The 24,827-nt window shown below is 60.4% G+C and carries 23 protein-coding genes; 17 read left to right on the top strand and 6 right to left on the bottom strand.

Annotated features, from left to right (window positions below):
* Window positions 1-19: 19 nt before the first annotated feature.
* The 5 genes from ACI3K0_RS16870 to pflB all read right to left on the bottom strand — a co-directional run bounded on the left by ACI3K0_RS16870 (window position 20) and on the right by pflB (window position 7,546).
* The gene (locus ACI3K0_RS16870; protein WP_244654327.1) at window positions 20-925 is read right to left on the bottom strand and encodes a formate/nitrite transporter family protein; all 906 of its coding nucleotides are present in this window, start codon (window positions 923-925) and stop codon (window positions 20-22) included.
* Window positions 922-3,066 carry a phosphate acetyltransferase gene (pta, locus tag ACI3K0_RS16875; protein WP_404945724.1) on the bottom strand — a complete coding sequence of 715 codons (2,145 nt, stop codon included), beginning with the start codon at window positions 3,064-3,066 and terminating at the stop codon, window positions 922-924. The genes ACI3K0_RS16870 and pta overlap by 4 nt, the downstream gene beginning before the upstream one ends.
* A gap of 69 nt (window positions 3,067-3,135) precedes the next feature.
* Window positions 3,136-4,347, bottom strand: coding sequence for an acetate/propionate family kinase (locus ACI3K0_RS16880; RefSeq protein ID WP_404945725.1), 1,212 nt, complete (start codon window positions 4,345-4,347; stop codon window positions 3,136-3,138).
* A 56-nt stretch (window positions 4,348-4,403) separates the two neighbouring features.
* Entirely contained in the window at window positions 4,404-5,201 is a 798-nt protein-coding gene (pflA, locus tag ACI3K0_RS16885; protein ID WP_183820846.1) for a pyruvate formate-lyase-activating protein, read from the bottom strand.
* Between the two features lie 86 nt (window positions 5,202-5,287).
* Window positions 5,288-7,546 carry a formate C-acetyltransferase gene (gene pflB / locus ACI3K0_RS16890; RefSeq protein ID WP_148142994.1) on the bottom strand — a complete coding sequence of 753 codons (2,259 nt, stop codon included), beginning with the start codon at window positions 7,544-7,546 and terminating at the stop codon, window positions 5,288-5,290.
* 255 nt (window positions 7,547-7,801) lie between these two features.
* Between pflB and ACI3K0_RS16895 the strand changes: the two genes are divergently transcribed.
* The 5 genes from ACI3K0_RS16895 (at window position 7,802) to ACI3K0_RS16915 (ending at window position 12,096) form a co-directional block, all read left to right on the top strand.
* The gene (locus ACI3K0_RS16895; protein WP_148142995.1) at window positions 7,802-8,782 is read left to right on the top strand and encodes a sugar kinase; all 981 of its coding nucleotides are present in this window, start codon (window positions 7,802-7,804) and stop codon (window positions 8,780-8,782) included.
* A gap of 29 nt (window positions 8,783-8,811) precedes the next feature.
* The gene (gene kdgT, locus ACI3K0_RS16900; protein WP_148142996.1) at window positions 8,812-9,828 is read left to right on the top strand and encodes a 2-keto-3-deoxygluconate transporter; all 1,017 of its coding nucleotides are present in this window, start codon (window positions 8,812-8,814) and stop codon (window positions 9,826-9,828) included.
* A gap of 61 nt (window positions 9,829-9,889) precedes the next feature.
* Window positions 9,890-10,351, top strand: a complete 462-nt coding sequence (locus ACI3K0_RS16905) for a YhcH/YjgK/YiaL family protein (RefSeq protein ID WP_183820849.1) — start codon at window positions 9,890-9,892, stop codon at window positions 10,349-10,351.
* Between the two features lie 46 nt (window positions 10,352-10,397).
* A complete protein-coding gene (gene kduI / locus ACI3K0_RS16910; RefSeq protein ID WP_148142998.1) occupies window positions 10,398-11,240 on the top strand; it encodes a 5-dehydro-4-deoxy-D-glucuronate isomerase in 843 nt (280 codons plus the stop codon).
* A 70-nt stretch (window positions 11,241-11,310) separates the two neighbouring features.
* Window positions 11,311-12,096 carry a gluconate 5-dehydrogenase gene (locus tag ACI3K0_RS16915; RefSeq protein WP_210297833.1) on the top strand — a complete coding sequence of 262 codons (786 nt, stop codon included), beginning with the start codon at window positions 11,311-11,313 and terminating at the stop codon, window positions 12,094-12,096.
* A gap of 88 nt (window positions 12,097-12,184) precedes the next feature.
* Here ACI3K0_RS16915 and ACI3K0_RS16920 read toward each other — a convergent pair whose 3' ends face one another.
* The gene (locus ACI3K0_RS16920) at window positions 12,185-12,643 is read right to left on the bottom strand and encodes an Lrp/AsnC family transcriptional regulator (protein WP_404945726.1); all 459 of its coding nucleotides are present in this window, start codon (window positions 12,641-12,643) and stop codon (window positions 12,185-12,187) included.
* Between the two features lie 124 nt (window positions 12,644-12,767).
* Between ACI3K0_RS16920 and alr the strand changes: the two genes are divergently transcribed.
* From alr to ACI3K0_RS16980, 12 genes are all read left to right on the top strand, one after another.
* Window positions 12,768-13,895, top strand: a complete 1,128-nt coding sequence (gene alr / locus ACI3K0_RS16925; RefSeq protein ID WP_404945727.1) for an alanine racemase — start codon at window positions 12,768-12,770, stop codon at window positions 13,893-13,895.
* Between the two features lie 30 nt (window positions 13,896-13,925).
* Window positions 13,926-15,176 carry a D-amino acid dehydrogenase gene (locus tag ACI3K0_RS16930; RefSeq protein WP_404945728.1) on the top strand — a complete coding sequence of 417 codons (1,251 nt, stop codon included), beginning with the start codon at window positions 13,926-13,928 and terminating at the stop codon, window positions 15,174-15,176.
* Window positions 15,177-15,361: 185 nt separating this feature from the next.
* Window positions 15,362-15,556, top strand: coding sequence for a hypothetical protein (locus ACI3K0_RS16935; protein ID WP_206823672.1), 195 nt, complete (start codon window positions 15,362-15,364; stop codon window positions 15,554-15,556).
* 10 nt (window positions 15,557-15,566) lie between these two features.
* A complete protein-coding gene (locus ACI3K0_RS16940; protein ID WP_404945729.1) occupies window positions 15,567-15,845 on the top strand; it encodes a hypothetical protein in 279 nt (92 codons plus the stop codon).
* A 10-nt stretch (window positions 15,846-15,855) separates the two neighbouring features.
* Window positions 15,856-16,023 (top strand): hypothetical protein, encoded by a 168-nt coding sequence (locus tag ACI3K0_RS16945; protein ID WP_404945730.1) that lies wholly within the window; start codon window positions 15,856-15,858, stop codon window positions 16,021-16,023.
* Window positions 16,024-16,512: 489 nt separating this feature from the next.
* On the top strand, window positions 16,513-16,602 hold the full coding sequence (gene kdpF / locus ACI3K0_RS16950; protein WP_404945731.1) for a K(+)-transporting ATPase subunit F: 90 nt from the start codon (window positions 16,513-16,515) through the stop codon (window positions 16,600-16,602).
* 31 nt (window positions 16,603-16,633) lie between these two features.
* Window positions 16,634-18,337: a potassium-transporting ATPase subunit KdpA gene (gene kdpA / locus ACI3K0_RS16955; protein WP_404945732.1), complete on the top strand. Its 1,704-nt coding sequence runs from the start codon at window positions 16,634-16,636 to the stop codon at window positions 18,335-18,337.
* An 11-nt stretch (window positions 18,338-18,348) separates the two neighbouring features.
* Entirely contained in the window at window positions 18,349-18,525 is a 177-nt protein-coding gene (locus ACI3K0_RS16960) for a hypothetical protein (RefSeq protein ID WP_404945733.1), read from the top strand.
* A gap of 58 nt (window positions 18,526-18,583) precedes the next feature.
* Window positions 18,584-20,671 carry a potassium-transporting ATPase subunit KdpB gene (gene kdpB / locus ACI3K0_RS16965; RefSeq protein ID WP_404945734.1) on the top strand — a complete coding sequence of 696 codons (2,088 nt, stop codon included), beginning with the start codon at window positions 18,584-18,586 and terminating at the stop codon, window positions 20,669-20,671.
* Window positions 20,672-20,683: 12 nt separating this feature from the next.
* Complete coding sequence (gene kdpC, locus ACI3K0_RS16970) at window positions 20,684-21,250, top strand: potassium-transporting ATPase subunit KdpC (RefSeq protein WP_148143007.1); 567 nt, start codon at window positions 20,684-20,686, stop codon at window positions 21,248-21,250.
* A 171-nt stretch (window positions 21,251-21,421) separates the two neighbouring features.
* Window positions 21,422-24,142 carry a DUF4118 domain-containing protein gene (locus ACI3K0_RS16975; RefSeq protein ID WP_404945735.1) on the top strand — a complete coding sequence of 907 codons (2,721 nt, stop codon included), beginning with the start codon at window positions 21,422-21,424 and terminating at the stop codon, window positions 24,140-24,142.
* Window positions 24,135-24,827, top strand: a complete 693-nt coding sequence (locus tag ACI3K0_RS16980) for a response regulator transcription factor (RefSeq protein WP_183820861.1) — start codon at window positions 24,135-24,137, stop codon at window positions 24,825-24,827. Before ACI3K0_RS16975 ends, ACI3K0_RS16980 begins: the two co-directional genes overlap by 8 nt.

Raw genomic sequence — 24,827 nt, forward strand, 5'->3', positions numbered from 1 at the left:
GCGCCACGGGTATTGATGATCAGTGGTGGGGCTTGCCCGGACGACGGTAGATGAACCAGTAGACGCCACCAACGAGGAGAGCGCCGCCGACCCAGTTACCAGCCGTTACGACGGCCAGATTGGTAAGGACGCCACTCAGCGGGATTTCGGCGGGCGCATGGCCGATGGCGGTCCAGAAGCTTTCCGGTGCACCGTAACGGATCATCAGGCCGAGGCCGAGATAATACATGTTGGCGACGCAGTGTTCGAACCCTGCTGCAACGAAGGCCGTAACCGGGAAGACGATCGCAAGGATCCTGTCGGCAACCGTGCGTCCGGCCAGTGAAAGCCATACGGCCAGGCAGACCAGTATGTTGCAGAGTATACCGAGCGAGAAGGCTTCGACGACCGGAAGGGCAGACTTGGCTTCTGCGTAATGCAGTGCCGCGACACCGATTGCGTTGCCGCCGAACGTGTACTGGCCAGACAAGAAGACGAGGCCGGCGATGACGAGGGCGCCTATCAGATTGCCGAACCAGACGAAGACCCAGATGTGGACCATGCGCGTGGTGGCGATGCGTCGGCTTGCCCAAGCCATGACCATCAGCATGTCGCCGGTGAACAGCTGCGCGCCACCGATCAGGACGAGGATCAGCCCGAGCGAGAAGCTCAGCCCGGCCAGAAGCCGTGTGAGACCGTAGGACAGCATTCCGTCGGCACCGGCGACCGTCGTCGTCGCAAACATGGCCCCGAGCCCGATGAAGGCGCCGGCGAGAACCGCCAGACCCAGGAGGGTCAGCGTGTCATAGCTGGCTTTCTTGACGCCCATTTCTTCTGCCGCGACGGCAATTGCGTCGGGTGTCAGCGAGCCTCCAGCCTCCGGCCCTCTGAAGAAGGCCGAAGTCATCTTGTCCCGACTCTCCGGGTCCTGCTGTGCGATGTTCATGCGTTCACCGCATCCTTCCGTGCCGGCTCGGAAGCAGCTTCACCCGCCGATTGCTGGTCGGCCTGGATAGCGGTGAGCGCGATGGTGAAGACGATGTCGTCGACGAGGGCGCCGCGCGACAGGTCGTTGACGGGCTTGCGCAGTCCCTGCAGCATCGGGCCGACGGAAACGACATCGGCGGAGCGCTGCACGGCCTTGTAGGTGGTGTTGCCGGTGTTCAAGTCCGGGAAGACGAAGACATTGGCGCGGCCGGCGACCGGGCTGTCGGGCGCCTTCGAGCGGCCGACGCTCTCGACGCTTGCCGCATCATACTGGATCGGGCCGTCGATCAGGAGGTCCGGCTTGCGCTGTTTTGCAAGTTCGGTTGCTTCGCGCACCTTGTCGACATCGCCGCCGGTACCCGACGTGCCGGTCGAATAGGAGATCATCGCCACCCGCGGATCGATGCCGAAGGCTTTTGCCGTGTCGGAGGACTGGACGGCGATTTCCGCCAGCTGGTCGGCCGTCGGGTTCGGGTTGATGGCGCAATCGCCATAGACCAGGACCTGATCGGGCATCAGCATGAAGAAGACCGAGGAGACGATGCTTTGGCCCGGTTCCGTCTTGATCAGCTGCAGGGCAGGGCGCACGGTGCTTGCCGTGGTATGAACCGCACCCGAAACGAGGCCGTCGACTTCACCAACGGCGAGCATCATCGTGCCGAGAACGACGGTATCTTCCAGCTGCGCCATTGCCTGGGGAGGCGTCATGCCCTTGGACTTGCGCAGCTCGACCATGGCATCGACATAGTTGGCGCGCACGGCGGCCGGGTCGAGAATTTCGAGATCGGCGGGCAGTTCGATGTCCTTGGCCCTGGCGATCATCTGGATGGCATCGGGGCGACCGAGCAACACGCAACGGGCAATGCCCTTCTGGTGGCAGATGACGGCAGCCTGCAGCGTGCGGGGTTCTTCACCCTCGGGCAGAACGATGCGCTTGTTGGCCTTCCGTGCACCTTCGATCAGGTGGTTGCGGAAGCGCGGCGGCGACAGCCGTGCTTCGGTCGAGGTACCGATCCGGTCACGCAGCGATGTCGTGTCAATATGTTCCGCGACGAAATCGATGACCTTTTCCATGTGCTGGCTGTCATCCTGGCTGACATGGTAGCTCAGATGCGCAAGGCGCGAGGCCGTGGCATAGGTATCGTCGGGGGTGGAGAGGATCGGCAGGATGTTTGAGCCGACCGAGGCCATCAGGTCTGCGACCGGGGTTGCAAGCGGTGCGCCGCAGGTGAGCAGCAGGCCGGCAAGCGGTACGCCACGGCTGTGGGCGAGCGCCGAGGCGAGCGCGATATCGCTGCGGTCACCGGGCATGACGACCAGGGTTTCGGGACGCAGGCGGTCGATCATCTTCTCGACCGAACGGGCGCCGACGACGATCTCGCGGACACGCACAGCATCGAGTTTTGATCCCTGCACGACGCTCAGATCGAGCGACGAGACGAGATCGGACAGGCGTGGCGTGTTCAGGTTCGGCTCGTACGGGATCGCGCCGAGGATGGTCGACGAGGCGAGACCGAAGGGAGCGAGAGCCTCCTTCAGTTTTTCGCGATCCGCAGCTACTTTCATCTTGTTGATCATCAGGCCAAGAAGCGGCGAATTTCCCTCACGCGCATACTGGCGATGGATCAAGGCGACCGTTTCGGCGATGAACTTCGGCTCGTAATCGACGCCGCTCAGGACCGGAATGACGTCAGCGCCAAGGCTGCGGACGATTTCGACGTTGAGGCGAAGCGCGATCTGTGCGCTGGCGAGCGGAATCAGGCCTTCGACGACAACCACGTCATGATCGGCGCGCAGGGCTTCCGTCATCGTTGCTACGTCTTCAAGCAGAGCCGCGAGGTCACCCTTGCGAATCTGTTCTTCCGCCTTCTCGAACGGGATCGGTTCCGGAGAGTTGGTCATGCACAGGGTGCGGGCGAAGTGGCTCGACGTATCGATGCCCTTCTTCTGGACGCGGCTTTCAGACCGTGGCTGAGCGATCGGCTTGACGAAGGCGACCTTCATGCCGTCTCGCTGCAGTGCCCGCACCAAGCCAAGCGAGAGCGAGGTCAGGCCGACGTCCTGTGCTGCCGCAGCAAGGAAAATTATACGTGCGCACATTGAGAATTATCCTTCTGTATGTTCGCGGTGATTATGAATTGGTTGAAATAATGCGATCTGCAAAAACTGTTACGCAGCGGTGGACGCTGCGACGGCCTCCAGCGTATCGTGGGAAATCATCCATTCCTCATTGGTGGCGATGACGGCAGCGGTTGCCTTGCTGTCCTTCGCGGTGATGACGCCGCAACGTCCGCCGAACATCTGGCCATTGGCGTCCGCATCAAGCTTGAGACCGAAAACTGACAGGCGGTCGATCGTCCGCTGGCGCATGGTTGCCGAGTTTTCGCCGATGCCACCGGTGAAAATGACGGCATCCAGACGGTTGAGCGAGGTTGCGAGGCCACCGATGTAACGGGCCAGGCGATGGACGAAGACGTCGAGAGCCAGCTTGGCGCCCTCATGGCCTTCCTTCTCTGCATTCTCCAGCGTGCGGCAATCGTTGGACAGGCCGGAGAGGCCGAGCAGACCGCTCTTGCGGTTGAGCAGCGTGTCGAGTTCGTCGATCGTCAGGCCGTCCTCGCGGGCGATGTGGAAGAGTGCGCCCGGATCGATGTCGCCGGAGCGGGTGCCCATGACAAGGCCTTCAAGCGGAGTGAAACCCATCGACGTGTCGACGCTCTTGCCGTTCAGAACAGCGGTTGCCGAAGCGCCATTGCCGAGATGGGCGATAACCAGGCCGTGATCGTTGGGGTCGAGGCCGAGAAGCTCGATTGCTTCCGCTGCAACAAAGCGGTGGCTGGTTCCATGGAAACCGTAACGGCGAACGCCGAGGTTACGGTAGCAATCCTGCGGGACGGCATAGGTGAAGGCAGCCTGTGGCATAGTGGTGTGGAAGGCGGTGTCGAAGACTGCTGCATGCGGGACGTTGGGCAGCGCTGCCATGGCGGTCCTGATGCCGAGGATGTTTGCCGGGTTGTGCAATGGAGCGAGATTGGAAAGCGCATCCATTTCGCGCAGGATTTCGTCGGTAATGAGCGTGGATGCGGAGAAGCGCTCGCCGCCATGGACCGTGCGGTGACCGACTGCCACAATCGAGCTCAGCCAGCCCTTCTGCTCAAGAATGCCGAGGAGTTTCTGCAGGGCAACGTCGTGGCTGCCGCTGTCGAGCGACATTTCGGTCTTCTCGCCCTTTTCCTTGACAACAAGCCGGCTTTCCGGCTGTCCGAGGTTTTCTGCCAGAGCCGAAAGAAGCGGCTCGCGGTTGGTACCCGAGAAGACGCCGAATTTAACGGAAGAACTGCCGCAGTTCACAACGAGAACGAGCGAGCGAATATCGATCATATTGGTATTCCTTGTCATTTATGTAATTGGGAACGCTTTCCCGATGCTTGCGTGTCCTAAAAGACCGTCAGCCCGCGTTCCGCGAATATTGATCTTGCTTCAGCTGTGGATTCCGGCGTTGGCGTCGGAGCTCCTGCGAGCGGGTAATCCATTCCAAGCTGCGCCCATTTCTGCGTACCCATCTGGTGGAAGGGTAGAACTTCGACGCGCTCTACAATCGAGCCGAGGTTCGCAACGAAATCGGCGAGCCTTGCTATGTCGTCATGTCCGTCGGTCCAGCCGGGAACCAGCACATATCGCAGCCACATCTTCTTCTGCAGCCGCTGCAGGCGGTGGGCGAAGTCGAGCGTCGGCTGCAGCGGTTGTGCAGTGAGGCGCTGATAGACCTCGGGGTCACTGTGCTTGATATCGAGAAGGACGAGGTCGACATTATCAAACCACTCGTCGTCTACCGAGGCATGAAGATAGCCTTGTGTATCGAGTGCTGTATGAAGGCCGAGTTCGCTCTTGAAGTGCTTGAACATCTCGCCGACGAACGGCGCCTGCATCAGCGGTTCGCCGCCCGATATGGTCACGCCACCTGCCATCCGCAGGAAGCCCGCGTAAGGCTTTACTTCGGCCAGGGCGTCATCGAGAGTGATCTTGCGACCGTTATGCAGCTTCCAGGTATCGGGATTGTGGCAATAAACACAGCGGAACAGGCAGCCGGCCATGAAGAATACGAAACGCATTCCCGGTCCATCAACGGCCGCACCACTTTCCACGGAATGCAGGTAGCCGAAGTCCGTCGAAGAGTGGGTGCCTGCGGGGGCATGCGCCTTCGGCGGGCGGGTGATCGCTCGTTGAATGTCCATGGGGCAACTCGTATCTGTAGATAGATTTCGGGTTAACAGCGTGGGCGCATATGGGTTCCATATGCGCCCAGCCTAACGCCTAAACGTTACATCTTTGAATGGAACGTGCGCGAGATGACGTCGAGCTGCTGTTCACGGGTCAGCTTGACGAAATTGACCGCATATCCCGACACGCGAACCGTCAACTGCGGATACAGTTCCGGATGTTCCATTGCATGGACAAGCGTGTCACGGTTGAAGACGTTGACGTTGACATGGAAGCCACCTGCTGCCGTGTAGGCATCCAGGCAATTTGCCAGGTTCTTTGCACGTTCCTCGCTGGTGCGACCGAGCGAGTCCGGTGTTGCCGAAGCCGTCCAGGAAATACCGTCGAGGGCGGCGTCGTAGGGGATCTTGGCAACCGATGCGCCGGCAGCGACGAAGCCCTTGGTATCACGACCGTTCATCGGGTTTGCACCCGGTGCGAAGGGCTCGCCTGCGCGACGTCCGTCCGGCGTGTTGCCCGTCTTCTTGCCGTAGACCACGTTGGAGGTGATCGTCAGCACCGACTGGGTCGGCATCGAGTTACGATAGAAGTAAGGCTGTGCCGCAATCTTCTTCATGAAGGTTTCGGTCAACCAGACTGCGATGGAGTCAACGCTGTCGTCGTTGTTGCCGTAAGCAGGGTAGGTGCCTTCGATCTTGTAATCGACGGCCAGACCTGCCTCGTTGCGGATGACCTTGACCTTGGCATGCTTGATTGCCGACAGCGAGTCCGCTGCGACCGAAAGGCCGGCGATGCCGCAAGCCATGGTGCGCAGAATGTCGCGGTCGTGCAGCGCCATTTCGATACGCTCGTAAGCGTATTTGTCGTGCATGTAGTGAACGGTGTTGAGTGCCTTGACGTAGGTCTTGGCCAGCCAGTCCATCATCTTGTCGAACTTTGCCATGACTTCGTCATAGTCGAGCACGTCAGCCGTGATCGGCTCGAAGCCCTTGGCAACGACTGCACCGCTCTTTTCGTCGACGCCGCCGTTGATCGCATAGAGCAGAGCCTTTGCGAGGTTGGAGCGGGCACCGAAGAACTGCATCTGCTTGCCGATGCGCATGGCCGAGACGCAGCATGCAATGCCGTAGTCGTCGCCCCATTTCGGACGCATCAGGTCGTCGTTTTCGTACTGGATGGCGCTGGTATCGGCAGAGACCTTGGCGCAGAAGTTCTTGAAGCCTTCCGGCAGCTTGGTGCTCCACAGCACGGTCAGGTTCGGTTCAGGAGCCGGGCCGAGGTTGTAGAGCGTATGCAGGAAGCGGAAGCTCGACTTGGTGACCAGCGGACGGCCATCTTCGCCAACGCCACCGATCGATTCCGTAACCCAGGTCGGATCGCCCGAGAACAGCTGGTCATACTCTGGCGTACGCAGGAAGCGGACGATCCGGAGCTTGATGATCATGTCGTCGATCAGTTCCTGAGCCTGTTCTTCGGTCAGGACGCCTGCGTCGATATCGCGCTGGATGTAGATGTCGAGGAAGGTCGAGACACGGCCGAGCGACATTGCCGCACCGTTCTGTTCCTTCACGGCTGCGAGGTATGCGAAGTAGGTCCACTGGATGGCTTCACGGGCATTGGTGGCCGGCTTGGAAATGTCGTAGCCATACTTGGCCGCCATTTCCTTCAGTTCGTCGAGAGCGCGGTACTGTTCCGACATTTCTTCACGCAGACGCATGACGTCGTCGTTGAAGACTTCGTTCTCGATTGCGCGGAAGTCCTTCAGGCGGAAGGCGCGCAGTGCGTCAGTGCCGTAGAGGGCTACGCGGCGATAGTCGCCGATGATGCGGCCGCGGCCGTAGGCGTCCGGCAGGCCGGTGATGACGCCGGACTTGCGGGCGGCGAGGATTTCCGGGCTGTAGACGTCGAAGATGCCCTGGTTATGGCTCTTGCGATATTTCGTCCAGACTTCGTGAACCGACGGATCGAGTTTGAAACCGAAGGCCTCGAGGCCGTTCTCGACCATGCGCAGGCCGCCGTTCGGCATGATGGCGCGCTTCAGTGGCGCGTCGGTCTGCAGGCCGACGATCAGCTCGATGTCCTTGGCGATATAACCTGCATCATGTGCGGTGATCGTCGAGGCACGGTCGGCAGATACGTCCAGAACACCCTTCTTGCGTTCCTCAGCGAGGAGCACTCCGAGTGTTTCCCAGACCTTCAAGGTGCGTGGCGTTGGGCCGGCAAGAAATGCGCCGTCTGCCTCGTAGGGCTTGTAGTTGTTCTGGATGAAGTCGCGGACGTCAACGGCGTCGCGCCACTTGTCGCCCTTAAAACCGGCCCAAGCGTCGGCGGGGACGATTGTTTGGGAAAGGATGCCCATTAGTCTTCTTCCTCTTTCTTTGCCTTTCGGCATTTGGTGAAGCGCCCTCCCAACCGTGGTCCCATTAAGACAGAGCCTGAGAGGACCGCGGCTTCCATCTGCAACTTACCAATGTAGTGGACATCAAAGTTTGATCCCGATCAACGTAGGAATTAATGAGTGTGAATATGGTCCGGCCCAGCGCTGGACGAAATCTTAATCCACGCCCCAGTTTTACAGGACAGCGTCACGCCTTGGGGGCGGAAGGGAGGCAAAATGCCACTGGAAATACGCGTAGCTTCGATCGGCGAATGCATGGTCGAATTGCAACGCAAGCCGGACGGCTCGATTACGCAAGCTTTCGGAGGTGATACTTTCAACACTGCTGCCTACATGGCACGGTTGGGTGCGGGTCTGGGATCATTCGTCTCATACATAACCGCCATCGGTGATGATCCTTTCAGCGAAGACATGGCGGCGTTCTGGAATTCCCAGGGTGTCGACGATCATCTTGTGTTGCGCAGAAAAGGCCAGCGGCCCGGTCTTTATTTTATCAAGACGGACCCTACCGGTGAGCGTCGCTTCTTCTACTGGCGCGGCGAGGCTGCCGCCCGTGAAACTTTCCAGGGTGAAGGTTCTGATGAGCTTCTTGCCGCACTCGAAGGATTTACGAGCGTCTACATCTCCGGCATCAGTCTGGCCGTGTTGAAACCGGAAAGCCGCGAGCGTCTGCTCGTAAAGCTGGAAGAACTTGCACGTGCCGGTGTCGCCGTCGATTTCGATGGCAACTATCGTCCGCTGCTTTGGGGCGGTATCGAAAATGCACGTGCGGCCTATGAACGCGTCATCGCATTTTCGACCCGCGTTCTCGTCACCATCGAGGAACTCGAAGTGTTTGGGCTTGCCCAGACCATGGAAGCAGGCATTGAATATTTTGCAAAAATGCCGCAGCTGGAAGTAGTGATCAAGGACGGGCCGGGCGTTGCAACGCTCATCCATGGCGGTAAGGTCGAAACCGTACCAGCCACCAAAGTCGAGAAAGTTGTCGACACAACTGCTGCCGGCGACAGTTTTTCAGCAACCTATATTCTAGGCCGCAACCTTGGTATTGAACCCGCGGAGGCAGCACGTCGTGCCCACGTCGTCGCAGGCGCGGTCGTACAGCACCATGGTGCAATCATACCGAAAGACGCCACACCCGACGTCTTCAAAACTGAGATCGCCAGCCGCGGCAATTTAATCACCGCGGCGGAATAGCGAACTCATTATTAAGGAGGAATACAAAAATGAATATTAAAAAGGCAATTGATAAAGTCCCCGGCGGACTAATGCTCGTGCCGCTCATTCTGGGCGCACTTTGCAAGACCTTCTTCCCCTGGGCCGGTAGCTATTTCGGTTCGTTTACCAATGGTTTGATCGCCGGCACCGTGCCGATCCTGGCCGTCTGGTTCTTCTGCATGGGTACCTCTATCGACCTTCGCGCAACCGGTACGGTTCTGCGCAAGTCGGGTAACCTCGTCGTCGTCAAGACGCTCGTTGCCTGGGGCGCCACCTACATCGCCGCTCAGTTCCTGCCGCTCGAAGGTGTGCAGTCGGGCCTGTTCATGGGCTTCTCGGCTCTGGCCATCTGCGCCGCAATGGACATGACCAACGGTGGTCTCTACGCCGCGATCATGCAGCAATACGGCACCAAGGAAGAATCGGGCGCCTTCGTCCTGATGTCGATCGAATCGGGCCCGCTGGTCTCGATGCTGATCCTCGGTGCAGCAGGCGTTGCAACCTTCGAACCGCATCTGTTCGTCGGCGCAGTCCTGCCCTTCCTGATCGGCTTCATCCTCGGTAACCTCGATAAGGATCTGCGCGCCTTCTTCAAGGGCGGCGTCACCACCCTGATCCCGTTCTTCGGTTTTGCTCTGGGTAACGGCATCGACCTGCACGTCATCGCTCAGACCGGTCTTGGCGGTATCCTGCTCGGCGTCATCGTCATCGTCGTCACTGGTATCCCGCTGATGCTTGCCGACAAGTTCATCGGTGGCGGTAATGGTACTGCCGGTCTCGCAGCTTCGTCGGCCGCCGGCGCTGCTGTCGCCAACCCGATGATCATCGCCGAAATGGCTCCGCAGTTTAAGCCTGCCGCCGCCGCCGCCACTTCGCTGGTTGCCGCAGCATGCCTGACTACCGCTATCCTGGTTCCGATCCTGACCGGAATGTACGCCAAGTACATGAAGAAGCGCGGCGGTGTTGTCGAAACGGTCGCGGCTGATGCGCCGGAGGCTGGTGACGAGCTAAAGGTTGCCCATTAAGCTCTGAGCGGGGCCAGTGCTTTGCCACTGGCCCCTTCCAGTTCATTTAAGGAATAACGTCATGTATCTCAGCAATCTCGCCACGCTCGACCGCGACGCCGCAACTCTTCCGGCAAACATCCAGAAAGGCCTCAAATTCCTGGCCGAAACGGATATCGCTGCATTGCCCGCCGGACGTGTCGATATCGAAGGCGATACCATCTTCGCCCTGATCCAGGACTACGACACCGCCCCCAAGGCCGAGAAGCGTCCAGAATCCCACGCCCGCTACATCGACATCCAGTTCGTATTCAGTGGTCGCGAAATCATCGGTTATGCACCACTTGCTGCCGATTACACAGTCGAAGAAGACCTCTTCGAGAGCAAGGACGTCAAGTTCTACTCCAAGGTCACAGACGAAACCGATCTTCTTCTCGGAGCCGGCGCATATGCCGTGTTCTATCCCACCGACATTCATCGTCCCGGCTGTGCCGCCGAGGCGCCCGGTAAGGTGCGCAAGGTCGTCATCAAGCTTCTGGCCTGATAGACCTGCACCGTACATATCCCATCATACTTAGAGGAGTAATATCATGGACATCCGCTATTCGGCCAACCAGAAGGACTTCAAGCGCTACACGACCGAGGAAACGCGCGCTGAATTCCTGATCGAAAAGGTTTTCGCCGATGACGAGATCGTCGCCACTTACAGCCACGTCGATCGCATGGTCGTGTTTGGCTGCAAGCCGGTCAATGAAGCCGTTCCGCTCGACAAGGGCATCGATTGCATGAAGAATTTCGGCACGAATTACGTGCTGGAACGCCGCGAACTCGGCATCTTCAACCTTGGCGGCGAAGGTTCTGTCGAGGTCGATGGCGAAGTCTACAATCTCGCCTTCAAGGATTGCCTCTACGTCACCAAGGGCCACAAGTCGGTTGTCTTCAAGAGCAAGGACAAGGCCAACCCGGCCAAGTTCTACATGATCTCCGCTCCGGCCCATAAGGTCTGCAAAACGACTTTCCTGTCGATTGCCGACGCCCAGAAGAAGCCGGTTGGCGACAATTCGACGGCCAACAAGCGCGTCATCAACCAGTTCATCCATCCGGACGTTCTGGAAACCTGCCAGCTTTCGATGGGCCTGACCGAACTCGATCCGGGCAATGTCTGGAACACGATGCCAGCTCATACCCACGAGCGCCGTTCGGAAATCTACTACTACTTCAACATTGCTGAAAATCAGGCCGTCTTCCACATGATGGGTGAAGGCGACCAGACCCGCCATATCCTCGTGCAGAACGACCAGGCCGTCATCTCGCCCTCGTGGTCGATCCACGCCGGTTGTGGCACTGCGAACTACACGTTCATCTGGGCAATGTGCGGCGAAAACCTGACCTTCGACGACATGGACCACATCGCCATCAGCGACCTGCGCTAAGTCGGTCTACGTCGGAGCGGCAATCATATGCCGCTCCGGTTTCTTTCAATATAGACAAGGATTTAAGATATTGAGTTACGCAGATAGCTTTTCGCTCAAGGGCAAGGTCGCGCTGGTTACCGGTGCTTCCTACGGTATCGGTTTCGCACTGGCTAGCGCGCTCGCTGAAGCCGGCGCCACGATCGCCTTCAACGACATCAACGAAGATTTCCTCGCCAAGGGCCTCGAAGCCTACAAGGCTGCCGGCATCGACGCCAAGGGCTACATCTGCGACGTGACCGATGAGCCGGGCGTGCAGAAGATGATCGCCGAAATCGAGAAGGATCTCGGTTCTGTCGATATCCTCGTCAACAATGCCGGCATCATCAAGCGCGTTCCGATGCATGAGATGGACGTCAAGGACTTCCGTCAGGTCATCGACATCGACCTGACCGCTCCGTTCATTCTCGCCAAGGCTGTCATTCCGGGCATGATCAAGCGCGGTGGCGGCAAGATCATCAACATCTGCTCGATGATGAGCGAACTCGGCCGCGAGACCGTTTCGGCTTACGCAGCTGCCAAGGGCGGCCTGAAGATGCTGACGCGCAACATCGCTTCCGAATACGGTTCGCAGAACATTCAGTGCAACGGTATCGGCCCGGGCTATATCGAAACCCCGCAGACCGCGCCGCTGCGCGAACCGGGTCATCCGTTCAACTCCTTCATCCTCGCCAAGACGCCGGCAAACCGTTGGGGCACGACGCAGGACCTGAAGGGACCGGCCGTGTTCCTTGCTTCCTCGGCATCCGACTTCGTCAACGGTCACGTTCTTTACGTCGACGGTGGTATCCTGGCCTATATCGGCAAGCAGCCCTGATCGAACCGGCGTTTCTAGCGCCATCAGGTTGATAATCGAAACGCCGTCCGTGTCCTGCACGGGCGGCCTTTTCGCGTTCGGGTAGGGGTTACCGGCTTTTCCGGCTGCGCGTCATCAGCACGTTGCGGATCGAAAAGCTTGAATGGATGCGCAGCACGCCCGGAAGTGCCGACAGGATCTCCTTGTGGATGCGCTCGAATTCTCCGGCATTGGCAACTTCGACGCGCAACAGATAATCGGAGCCTCCGGTCATTAGAAAACATTCCCGTATTTCCGGATATTTGCGAACGGCCGCCTCGAAGCGGTTGAGATACTCTTCCGTCTGCCTTTCCAGCGTGATGTTGATGATGACGGCGATGCCGTTCTGATCGTTATCGACAAGCGCCGTATAGCCGCGAATGACGCCTGCTTCCTCAAGCAGCCTGATGCGACGAAGACAGGCTGAGGGCGACAGGCCCACTTCCGCGGCTAGGGCCGCATTGCTCATGCGGGCATTGAGCCGCAGGAGGCGCAAAAGGTTGCGGTCGATCTGGTCAATGGTCGCCATGAATATTATTCCAAAACATCGAAGATAATTTCAAGATATTTGCATTTGAGAAATTTTCTGCCATCGACCGGCAGGAAATTCAACGATCATTTCATTATGCTCACCTTAAAAAGAGGGGGCGTGAATGAACGAGCGAATGACGATGCCGGCGGCGCAGGAAATTGCTGCTGCGGCCTGCGGATATCTGACGATCGATCTTGGTGCGATCTGCCGGAATTATCTGAAACTTGCCGAGGCGCTTGCGCCAGCGAAAGCGGCTGCCGTGGTCAAGGCCGATGCCTACGGGCTTGGCGCCCGTCCGGTTGCGGAAGCGCTTTACAAGGCCGGTTGCCGCGACTTTTTCGTTGCCCATTTTATGGAAGTCGCAGCCGTGAGGCCCGTGCTTCCCGATAACGCCGTTCTTTACGTCCTCAATGGCCTGCAGCCGGGCAATGAGCTGGCCTGTGCTGCAGCGGGTGTTGTTCCGGTGCTGAACTCACTTGAACAGTTGCGGCGCTGGTCTGCCGCCGCGCATGGGCTGGGCAAGCGTCTGCCCGCCGCCCTGCAATTCGACACCGGCATGTCGCGGCTGGGGTTTTCGCCGGCCGAGCAAATACAACTGAAATCGGAACTTGCCGATCACGAGCTGGTCGATATCCGCTTCATCATGAGCCATCTCGCTTCTGCCGATGAGGCGGAGAGTGAGCAGAATGATCAGCAGCTGACGGAGATGCAGCGGATCGCCAAGGAATTTCCCGACCTGCCTGTCTGCTTTGCCAACTCCAACGGCATCTTTCTCGGCCAAAGCTATCATGGCTACATGGCGCGTCCCGGCATTGCGCTTTATGGCGGCAACCCGACGGCGTCGCAGACCAACCCGATGGAACCCGTCGTCGGCCTGAAGATTGCAGTGATCCAGACGCGAACCATACCCGCCGGAACAAAGGTTGGTTACGGGGCTACGTTCGTGGCGCCACGCGAAATGCGGCTTGCGACGATTGCAGCCGGTTACGCCGACGGTTTGCCGCGCAGCCTCAGTGATCGGGGTGCCGTCTATTTCGGCGACCACCGCCTGCCGATCGTCGGCCGCGTTTCGATGGACAGCATGACCGTTGATATAAGCGCCCTGCCAGTCGGTGCCGTAACGCTCGGCAGCCTTGTCGAGATGATCGGGCCTCACCAGACGCTGGACGATCTTGCGCAGGCGGCCGGAACGATTTCCTATGAGGTGCTGACCAGCCTCGGCCAGCGCTACGAGCGCCAATATCTTTAGCCATTTATCAGATAAAAAACGGGGAATTCCATGAAAGTCATCGTTCTCGGAGCCGGCGTTGTCGGTGTTACATCCGCCTATCAACTTGCCAAGGCCGGCCATGAGGTCACCGTCATCGACCGGCAGGAAGGTCCGGCACTGGAAACCAGCTTTGCCAATGCCGGTGAGGTTTCCTTCGGTTACTGCTCCCCCTGGGCAGCACCCGGCATTCCGCTGAAGGCGATGAAGTGGCTTTTCATGAACCACGCACCGCTGATCCTACGTCCGAAGATGGATGCCGCCATGCTGTCGTGGATGGCCCAGATGCTGCGCAACTGCACCTCGGAACGTTATGCGATCAACAAGAGCCGCATGCTTCGGATCGCCGATTATGCGCGCATCTCGCTTGCCGAGGTCCGTGATGAAACCGGCATCGCCTATGACGAACGCATGCAGGGCACCCTTCAGCTCTTCCGCACCCAGCAGCAGCTCGACGCATCGGCCAAGGACGTCAAGGCGCTGGCAGCGGACGGTGTTCCTTACGAAGTGCTCGATCCGGAAGGCTGCATCCGCGTCGAGCCGGCGCTGAAACATGTGCGACAGAAGATTGTCGGCGGCCTTCTGACGCCGAAAGACGAGACGGGCGACTGCTTCAAGTTCACCAACGCGCTGGCGCTGAAAGCGGCTGCGATGGGGGTGAAATTCCTTTACGGCACCAATATCAAGGCCCTCGATGTTGAGGGTGGGGCCATCAAGGGCGTTGTGACCGATCGCGAGACCTTGCGTGGCGATGCCGTCGTCGTGGCGCTCGGCAGCTATTCGCCGATGCTGGTCAAGCAGTTCGGCATCAAGCTGCCGGTCTATCCGGTCAAGGGCTATTCCCTGACAATTCCGATCGTCGATGCCTCGCGTGCGCCGGAATCGACGGTGATGGACGAGACCTACAAGATCGCCATCACCCGACTTGGCGACCGTATCCGCGTCGGCGGCATGGCGGAGATTTCCGGTTATACCAACGATCTCGGCCAGAAACGGCGCGCGACGCTCGAACATTCCGTCACCGATCTCTTCCCGGGTGGCGATGTTTCCAAGGCGGATTTCTGGTCCGGCCTGCGCCCGATGACGCCGGACGGCACGCCGGTGATCGGCGCGACCAAGGTGAAGGGCCTGTTCCTCAATACAGGCCATGGCACGCTCGGCTGGACGATGAGCTGCGGCTCGGCCAAGGTCATCAGCTCCATCGTCAGCGGGAAGAAGCCGGAAATCGACGCGACCGATCTCGCCGTCTCGCGCTACGCCTGAGCCTTCCGATTTGCCCGCCGCGCCGGTTCCATCCGGTCGCGGCGGCTTTATGACTTCCCTATTTCTTGGTGTCTCCACACCAATCGAATGCCTATGAGGCAGTCGCTACCTTTCGATCAGGCATCGCATTCGATGTCCGTTCCGTAAGCCTTTGGCGCGGAACTTCGATCGACAAGGAGTGACCCATGTATGGTCGTCTGGGCGTTATTAATCTTCTCCACCTTACCGAGGCCGAGGCACAGCGCCGCCGCCTGGCACAGGCCCGTCCTGTCACCGGTGACACTGCTGCCGGCATGAGCCTTGCGATGGCCCTGCGCCTTATCGGCGTCCTGGGCGTTGGTTTCTGCGCCATTGCGGCGCTCGCGGTAATGGTCGGTTGAGGAGAATGATATGGGCAAGTTTGCAATGAACGACCGGGAGCCTCCCGCGACAGGTATCCGCTTCACTGTCGGTCGTGACAAGAGTGGCCGCTGGATCGTCAATGACGCGCAGGGTAAGGTCGGCGGGCTTTTCACCGATCGCGCCTCGGCGGTGCATTTTGCAATGTTCGAAAGCGACCACATCCCGGGTGCCGTCTGGTGCCTGCCGGAGCATGTGACGCTGACACTGGGCGAGGCTTTCGAGCCGCGCCGGCTGTCTGCAGCAAGCCGTGTTGCGGGCCGGGCGTGAGGCGAGCTGGATGTTCCTTTCGCTTTGGTATTTGCGGAGGCATGTCTATCCCCGTGGCCAGATGCAGCGCCTGATCGGTTCCGGACAATTGCGCGGCTCGGATGCAATCCTTGGCGTGCTGGCCGTGATGCTTGCTGTTGTCGCTATCGCCTTTGCGGTCGAGATGGCGCTGTTCTGAGCAGTGCCATCTCGCGAAGATGCCCCTCATCCGCCTGCCGGCACCAACCGGGGACGGGTCGCTTGCCCCGTCCTGTCCTCCGGACCCCCGCAGGCGGGGAGATGGACACGAGCCGCAAGCTCTTTGCCCGTCTCAAGCGTCAAGCTGCGCTTTGGTGAGGGGCAGGCTCAAGGTGAGAAGGCGGCCTTGACGAGGTGCCACCCCGAAAAATTCCTATAAAATTCCTATATCTTCGCTCTCGCGTCCGTCTCGAACCCCTATGCGCTCCGGCGCCATATTCGAGCCCTGAGAGATCGAAAGATCCTCTCCCTGCCAGACACTCATGAGGTGCCGTCGTTCCGGACGGCGCCATTCGGCTTGCCTGGTCTCGATCAGTTCAAAGGAACCCGGATCATGCTGGACCTCATCTTAATCGGCACGGCGATCGTCTTCTTCGCCCTGTGCTTCGCCTACACCCGCGCCTGCGACAGGCTCTAGAAGGAGGGAGCGATGATACTCGACTATGTGCTCGGCGGTGGCGTCACCGTCTTTCTCACCCTCTATCTCACCTACGCTCTCATCCGCCCCGAACGCTTCTGATCAAGCCTTCGGGAACTGAAAGTTTATCTCCATGACCCTCAACGGATGGCTTCAGATCCTCGTCTTCTGCGGGATCGTCCTTCTCCTCGTCAAACCGCTCGGCGCCTACATGACCCGGGTGTTTTCCGGCGAGCGTACGCCTCTTTCCCCCGTCCTCGTTCCGCTTGAACGGGGACTTTACGCCTTAGCCGGCACCAGCGAGCGTGAGGAGCAGCATTGGACGGCTTATGCCTTCGCCATGCTGATGTTCAATCTTCTCGGCGTGCTGGTTCTCTATGGCCTGTTCCGCCTGCAGGATGTGCTGCCGCTCAACCCGGCCGGCATGGCCGCGGTCGGGCCGGAACTCTCCTTCGACAGCGCCGTCAGCTTCGTCACCAACACCAACTGGCAGAACTATGGCGGCGAAGCCACCATGTCGTATCTGACCCAGATGGCGGGGCTGACTGTCCAGAATTTCCTGTCTGCCGCGACCGGCATCGCGATCGCGATTGCCCTGATCCGTGGTTTTTCCCGCGCCTCGGGCAAATCGGTCGGCAATTTCTGGGTCGATATGACCCGCGCCACGCTTTACCTGCTTTTGCCGCTCTGCATCCTGCTGACGCTGGTCTTCGTCTTTCTCGGCGTGCCGCAGACCTTTGGCGCTTACGTCGAAGCCACAACACTTGAAGGCGCCAAGCAGACGATCGCGCTCGGCCCGGTCGCCTCGCAGCTTGCCATCAAGATGCTCGGCACCAATGGTGGCGGTTTCTTCAACGCCAATTCGGCGCATCCGTTCGAAAATCCGGATGCGATCTCCAATCTGATCCAGATGGTGGCGATCTTTGCGATCGGCGCGGCGCTGACCAACGTCTTCGGCCGCATGGTCGGTAACCAGCGTCAGGGCTGGGCGATCCTCGGCGCAATGGGTGCGCTGTTCCTCGCCGGCGTTGTTACGGTCTACTGGGCGGAAGCTTCCGGCAACCCGATCATGCATGCAATGGGCCTGTCGGGCGGTAACATGGAAGGCAAGGAAGTCCGCTTCGGCGTCGTACTCTCGTCGCTGTTCGCCGTCATCACCACGGCCGCATCCTGCGGTGCGGTCAATGCCATGCATGGTTCGTTCACCGCACTTGGCGGGCTGATCCCGATCATCAACATGCAGCTCGGCGAAGTCATCGTCGGCGGTGTGGGGGCCGGTTTCTACGGCATCATGATGTTCATCATCGTCGCCGTCTTCGTCGCCGGCCTGATGGTCGGCCGCACGCCGGAATATCTCGGCAAGAAGATCGAGGCGAAGGAGATGAAGATGGCGCTGCTCGCCGTTCTCTGCCTGCCGCTCGCCATGCTCGTCTTTGCCGCGATCGCCGCCGTGCTTCCTTCAGCCGTCGCCTCGATCGGCACCGGTGGTCCGCACGGGTTCTCGGAAATCCTCTATGCCTATACGTCGGCTGCCGCCAATAACGGCTCGGCCTTCGGCGGGCTTACCGGCAATACGCCCTGGTACAATGTGACGCTCGGCATCGCCATGCTGATGGGGCGCTTCCTGGTGATCATCCCGGCGCTTGCAATTGCCGGCTCGCTGATCGGCAAGAAGACGGTTCCGGCCTCTGCCGGCACATTTCCCACCGATGGCGGCCTGTTCGTCGGGCTTCTCGTCGGCACGATCCTGATCGTCGGCGGCCTGACTTTCTTCCCGGCGCTCGCACTCGGCCCGATCGTCGAGCATCTGGCGATGATCGCCGGACAGACGTTCTAAGGAGATCCGACATGAGCATTCGTCACGCCCTTCGCAGACAATCAGACCTTGCCTCGCCGATGCGGGGCAAGGGGAACGCCCAGGGCAATTCCCGGGAGCGCCAGAGATGGTGCGGTTCCAATGCCATTCTCGCGATGATGGCGGGCATTCTCGCCATCGTCTGCGTCATCGAAATCCTACACGGCTGACTGTGTGGCCCTGATTAATCAGGGCCATCGGTCGCCTCATCAAAGCTGGAGCCTCTTCATGAGCCAGGCAAAATCCGCGTCTATCCTCGATAGCCGCATTCTCATTCCCGCGATCGGCGCAGCTTTCACCAAGCTCAATCCGCGCACGCTCGCCAAGAACCCGGTCATGTTCGTCGTGGCCACGGTGTCGGTCCTGACGACCGTTCTCTTCCTGCGCGATCTTATCGTCGGCGGCGACAATCTCGGTTTTTCCTTCCAGCTCAACCTCTGGCTCTGGTTCACCGTGCTGTTTGCCAATTTCGCCGAAGCGGTCGCCGAAGGTCGCGGCAAGGCGCAGGCGGACAGTCTGCGCAAGGCGCGGACCGAAACCCAGGCCAAGCTTGTCACCAGCGCCAACGGCAGCGACTACGAGATGGTCGCCGGTACCTCGCTCAAGGTGGGCGATATCGTGCTGGTCGAGGCCGGCGATATCATCCCCTCCGATGGCGAGGTGATCGAAGGCGTCGCCTCCGTCAACGAGGCGGCGATTACCGGCGAAAGCGCCCCGGTCATCCGTGAATCGGGCGGCGACCGTTCGGCCGTCACCGGCGGCACGCAGGTTCTCTCCGACGTCATCCGGGTGCGGATTACGGCGGCTGCCGGTTCGACCTTCATCGACCGGATGATCTCGCTCGTCGAAGGTGCCGAACGGCAGAAGACGCCGAACGAGATCGCTCTCAATATCCTGCTTGCCGGGATGACGCTGATCTTCGTCCTGGCTACTGCGACGATCCCGAGCTTTGCGGCCTATGCGGGGGGCTCGATCCCGGTCATCGTACTGGTCGCGCTGTTCGTGACGCTGATCCCGACAACCATAGGCGCGCTGCTTTCCGCCATCGGCATTGCCGGCATGGACCGTCTGGTGCGTTTCAACGTGCTCGCCATGTCCGGCCGTGCGGTCGAAGCTGCCGGAGACGTCGATACGCTGCTTCTCGACAAGACCGGCACGATCACGCTGGGTAACCGTCAGGCAACCCAGTTCCGCCCCGTCCGTGGCGTGTCCGAACAGGAGCTTGCCGATGCGGCGCAGCTTGCCTCGCTTGCCGACGAGACGCCGGAAGGCCGTTCGATCGTCGTTCTCGCCAAAGAGAAATACGCGATCCGCGGCCGCGATATGGCCAGCCTGAAGGCCACGTTCGTGCCGTTTACCGCTCAGACGCGGATGAGTGGTGTCGATCTTGACGGCAGCCAGATCCGCAAGGGTGCGGTCGATGCGGTGCTCGCCTATGTCAATGGCGGCTCGCTACCGGTTGCCGGCAACACGGCTATTGCTGCGAGCCCGCAGTCGGAGACCGTGCGCGAGCTGCAGGCGATCGCGGAAGAGATCGCCAAGGCCGGCGGCACGCCGCTCGGCGTTGCCCGCGACGGAAAACTGCTTGGCGTCATCCACCTCAAGGATATCGTCAAGGGTGGCATCCGCGAGCGTTTTGCCGAACTTCGCAAGATGGGCATCCGCACGGTGATGATTACCGGCGACAATCCGATGACGGCAGCGGCAATCGCGGCTGAAGCGGGCGTCGACGATTTTCTCGCCCAGGCGACGCCCGAGAACAAGCTGTCGCTCATTCGCGAGGAGCAGGCCAAGGGCAAGCTGGTTGCCATGTGCGGCGACGGCACCAATGATGCCCCGGCGCTGGCGCAGGCGGATGTCGGCGTGGCGATGAATACCGGCACGGTTGCCGCCCGCGAGGCCGGCAACATGGTCGATCTCGATTCTGACCCGACGAAGCTCATCGAGATCGTCGAGATCGGCAAGCAGTTGCTGATGACGCGCGGTGCCTTGACGACGTTTTCGATCGCCAACGACATCGCCAAGTATTTCGCCATCATCCCGGCGATGTTCCTGGCCTTCTATCCGCAGCTCGGCGTGCTGAACGTCATGGGCCTTGCCACTCCACAGAGTGCCATCCTGTCGGCGATCATCTTCAACGCGCTGATTATCATCGCGCTGATCCCGTTGTCCTTGAAGGGCGTCACCTATCGCGCCGTCGGCGCCGGTGCGCTCCTCTCCCGCAATCTTCTGATCTACGGCCTCGGCGGCATCGTCGTCCCGTTCATCGGCATCAAGGCGATCGACGTGGTCGTCACCACGCTCGGCCTCGCTTAAGGAGTATTCTCGATGTTGAAACAACTTCGTCCGGCCATCGTCATGATCGTCGCCACCACGGCCATTACCGGCCTGATCTATCCATTCGCCATGACAGGCATTGCGCAGGCTGTGTTTCCGGCGCAGGCGAATGGCAGCCTGATCGAAAGGGATGGTCAGGTGATCGGCTCGTCGCTGATCGGCCAGAGCTTCGCCGGCGAGCAATATTTCCACGGCCGTCCCTCGGCTGCCGGTGACGGTTACAACGCTGCCTCGTCCTCCGGCTCCAATCTCGGCCCGACCAGCCAGAAACTGATCGACCGGGTGAGGGCGGATTACGAGACTGCCAAGGCTTCCAACCCGAATGCGGAGGTGCCTATCGATCTTGTGACCGCCTCGGGTAGTGGCCTTGATCCGCATATCTCGCCGGAGGCCGCCTATTTCCAGGTGGCGCGTGTGGCCAAGGCGCGCCAGATGGACGAGGCGAGCGTAAAGGCGCTGGTTGAAGCGCATGTCGAAGGCCGAGAGCTGGGCTTCCTCGGCGAGCCGGTGGTCAACGTGCTGGCGTTGAACATGGCGCTGGATGGCTCTAAGACGTAAGGAATGCAGGCGTTTGCCCCTCATCCGCCTGCCGGCACCTTCTCCCCGCAAGCGGGGCGAAGGACCAAGCCGCAAGCTCTCCGTTCCTCCTCGCCCCGCTTGCGGGGAGAGGGTGGCCGAGCGGAGCGGAGGCCGGGTGAGGGGCAGCACCATCCTGAGAGACCGCATTTCATGCCCGACGCCCCCCGCGAGAACGGCCGAGACACAGATACCAGACCCTCGCCGGATGCTCTCCTGCGTGAGGCGGAGCGGGAGAACCGCGGGCGGCTGAAGATCTTTCTCGGTGCCGCGCCCGGCGTCGGCAAGACCTATGAAATGCTGATGTCCGGCAGGGCGAGGCAGGCCGATGGTGTCGATGTCGTCATCGGTGTGGTCGAGACGCATGGACGTAAGGAAACCGAGGCGCTCACCGACGGGTTCGAGATCATCGCCCGCCGACAAATCGATTATCGCGGCCAGAGCCTCGAGGAGATGGATCTCGATGCCATCCTCGCCCGCCGTCCGGCTCTCGTTCTGGTGGATGAACTAGCGCATACGAATGCCAGCGGCAGCCGCCATCCGAAACGTTACATGGATGTGCAGGAATTGCTGGCGCAGGGCATCGACGTCTATTCGACCCTCAATATCCAGCATGTCGAGAGCCTCAATGATGTCGTGGCGCAGATCACTCGCATCCGGGTGCGCGAGACGGTGCCGGACCTGATCATCGACCGGGCCGATGATGTCGAGATCATCGACATCACCCCCGACGACCTGATCAAGCGTCTCAACGACGGCAAGGTCTATATGGCGAAGACGGCGCGTCGGGCGATCGAGAACTATTTTTCGCCGGGCAATTTGACGGCTCTGCGCGAACTGGCTTTGCGGCGTACCGCCCAGCGCGTCGACGAACAACTGCTCAACCACATGCAGGCCAATGCGATTTCCGGGCCGTGGGCGGCGGGCGACAGACTGCTCGTCTGCCTGGATCACGGGCGCAACGGAGCAAGCCTGGTGCGTTATGCCCGCAGGCAGGCGGATCGGCTCAGGGCGCCCTGGGCAGTATTGCACCTGGACACCCCGCAGGATGCCGCGCTTTCGGAGGAGGACAAGGACCGGCTGGCGGCAAACATGCGGTTGGCGCAGCAGCTTGGCGCCGAGGCTGTCACGTTGCCGGGACTTTCTCCGTCACGCGAAATCATTGCCTATGCCAATGCCAACAATTTCACCCATATCGTTGTCGGCAGGCCCGCAAAACCGCGCTGGCGGCACTTCTGGCAAACCTCCGTCACCCATGACCTGATCCGGCATGCCGGTTATATCAGCGTCCACGTGATTTCCGGTGATCAGAAGGATGGTGGGGCAGACCGCGGTGTGAAGGTTGCGCAGGCGCCAAGACCTTTCCGGGTGAAACACTATCTGCAAAGCACGGTCTTCGTTGCGCTGGCAATCGCGGCGGGCGTTGCGCTCGACCAGACATTCGACGTGCGTAATCTGGCGCTGGTCTTCCTGATGGCGGTTCTTGCTTCGGCGGTCCGGGGCGGGCTGGGGCCGGGGCTGTTTGCCTCGTTGCTCGGGGCCGTCGCCTTCAACTTCTTTTTCCTCGAACCGCGCTACACATTCACGATCCGCGATCCGGAAAGCGTGATCGCGCTGCTCTTCTATCTCGGTGTGGCGCTCGTCGCCTCCAACCTGACGGCGGCGGTTCAGCGGCAGGCGGTTGCCGCCAGGGCAAGGGCGCGTACGACGGAAGATCTCTATCTCTTCTCCAAGAAGCTTGCGAGCACCGGCACGCTGGACGATGTGCTGTGGGTTACCGCCTTCCAGATCGCCTCAATGTTGAAGGTGAGGGTTGTCATCCTCTTGCCGGAGAGTGGAACGATCGCGGTGAAAGCGGGCTATCCGCCGGACGATACGCTGGTCGATGCCGATATCGCGGCCGCCAGATGGGCCTGGGAGCACAATCGCCCCGCCGGCCGCGCAGCCGACACACTGCCCGGCGCCAAACGGCTCTACCTGCCGCTTCGCACCGGTCGTGAGGCGGTCGGCGTCATCGGTCTCGACAACGATCGTCAGGGACCGCTTCTGACGCCCGAACAGCAGCGGCTGTTCGATGCGCTGGCAGATCAGGCGGCTCTCGCAATCGAGCGGGTGCAACTGGTGTCGGATGTCGACAAGGCAAGGCTTGCGGCAGAAACAGACCGGCTGCGCACTGCGCTTCTCACCTCGATCAGCCATGACCTGAAGACACCGCTTGCAGCGATCATGGGTTCGGCCGACATGCTGAAGGATCTGGGACCGCAATTGCAGGAAGAAACGCGAGCGGAGCTTCTGTCGACCGTCATCGACGAGTCCGAGCGGCTCAACCGCTTCATCGTCAACCTGCTCGACATGACGCGGCTCGGTTCCGGCGCAATGCAGCCGAACTACGCCCTGCATTTCGCCGGTGACATGGTGGGCACGGCGCTTGGCCGGGCGGCGAAGATCGCATCGGGCCACACGGTGGAGGTTGGCATCCCGGCAGATCTGCCGATGCTGAAGGTCGATCCCGTGCTGTTCGAGCAGGTCCTGTTCAACCTGATCGATAACGCCGCCAAATACGCGCCGGAGGGCACGGTGATCGACATAAGGGGACAGAGGGATGGTAATGCCGTCCTCCTCTCCGTCATGGACGAGGGGCCCGGCATGCCGCCAGAAGACCTGGAGCGGATCTTCGACAGTTTCTACCGGGTGCGCAAAAGCGATCAGGTAAGGGCGGGTACCGGGCTCGGGCTTGCCATCTGCCGCGGTTTCGTCGAAGCGATGGGCGGCACGATCCGGGCGCATAACCGGTCCGACCGTTCTGGGGCGATCTTTACCATCAGGATGCCGGTTCCCATGGACGTGCCGATCTTGGGGGACGAAAATGACTGAAAACGCCGTACGTATCCTGATCGTCGATGACGAGCCGCCGATCCGCAAGCTGTTGCGCGTGGGCCTGAGCGCGCAGGCCTATGCCGTCAGCGAGGCGATGAATGCGAAGGTGGCCATGGAGCTGGCGGTCAGCGACAAGCCGGATCTTATCATTCTGGATCTCGGCCTTCCGGATATGTCCGGCCACGATCTGCTCGCCAAATGGCGCGGCGAGGGAATGACGCTGCCGATCGTCATCCTGTCGAGCCGCACCGACGAGGCGGGCATCGTCAAGGCGCTGGAACTTGGCGCCGACGACTATGTGACGAAACCCTTCGGGATGAGCGAGCTGGGTGCGCGCATCCGCGTGGCACTGCGCCACCGGTTGCAGGCGCAGGGCGAAAAGCCGGTTTTCCAGACCGGTGAGCTGTCGGTCGATCTGGTCAAGCGGATCGTCAAGGTGGCAGGCCGCGACGTGAAGCTGTCGCCGAAGGAATACGACATCCTGCGCATTCTCGTCCAGCATGCCGGCAAGGTGCTGACCCACCGGTTCCTGCTGGAACATGTATGGGACGGGCTGACCGATGTTCAGTATCTGCGCGTCTATGTGCGCCAGCTCAGGCAGAAGATCGAGGCGACGCCCGACCAACCGCGATACATCCTGACGGAGACCGGCGTCGGCTATCGCCTGGCCGCGCCGGATTGA

The organism is Rhizobium sp. ZW T2_16, from assembly GCF_044987325.1.
Taxonomy (GTDB): Bacteria; Pseudomonadota; Alphaproteobacteria; order Rhizobiales; family Rhizobiaceae; genus Neorhizobium; species Neorhizobium cellulosilyticum.